Source organism: Leucobacter sp. M11 (assembly GCF_035726885.1).
Taxonomy (GTDB): Bacteria; Actinomycetota; Actinomycetes; order Actinomycetales; family Microbacteriaceae; genus JAPFRB01.
Map to the genome: position 1 here is coordinate 324401 of NZ_JAPFRB010000001.1, position 922 is coordinate 325322.

General features: G+C 78.3%; 1 pseudogene. It reads right to left on the reverse strand.

Annotated features, from left to right (window positions below):
• Positions 1-922 (reverse strand): annotated as a pseudogene (locus tag OOT08_RS01600) (AAA family ATPase); the annotation flags it as partial.

The following is a 922-nucleotide window of genomic DNA, read 5'->3' on the forward strand; positions in this document are numbered from 1 at the left end:
AAGGTTTCGCCCCCGCTCAGGGAGTCCGTGGTGCGCGCCCGGCCCGTGTGCTCGTCGAGCACTCGGATCCCGAGCCCGGATTGCCGCCCACGGTACTGGAGGTCGTCGTCGTGCTGCAGGCGGTAGCGGCCGTGCACCATCCGGCTGAGGCGGGTGTTCGCCGCGGCGATGATCGCTTCCAGCCGAGCGGCGAGCACGAAGGTTTCCAAGCGCATTCTGCGGGTGTTGGGCTCCTTGCCCTCCACCGCGTCGGCGAGCTGGCGGAGCCGGTCCAGTTCCGCGGCCCGCTCCCCCGCGGACTCGCGGGCCGCGCGGTACTCCGCGGCCCGGGCGTCGGCCTCCCGGGCGACGCGGGCGAGCTCGGCCGCGGCGGTTGCGGCCCGCTCGCGCTCCGCGCGGGCGGCCTCGCGCAGCCCGCGTGCGCCCTCGGTGTCCGCCGGGGCCTCGGGCAGGTCGGCGAGCTCGGGCTCCGCGAGGATCGCCCGGACCCGGGCCTCGTCCGAGCGGTGCTGGGCCACCCGGATTTCACGGGCCTCGCGGGCCTCGGGCGTGAGCAGGGCGGCCTGGGCCGCCGCCTCGTCGGCGAAGGGGCTCTCGGCGAGGGCCGCGTCCCGTTCGCGCAGCGCCTGCGCGGCCTCCGTGTCCGCCCGGCCGAGGTCGAGCACCTGCTGGCGGGCACGGGCGACGGCCTGCCGAAGCTCGCGCAGGGCGGCGTCGCGGGCCGCGACGCTCGGGAAGTCTCCGCGCGCGGCCTCCGCGACGCTCTCGTCTTCCTGCGCCCGGGTGTGGGCGCTCGCGGCCTCGGCCCGGGCGGTGTCGCGGGCGCCGAGCAGCGCTTCGATCCGCGCGGCCGTTTCGGCGCGGGCGGCGTCGCTCCGCTCGATGGCCGCGCGCTCCTCGGGGATGCGCGCCTCGGCCGCCT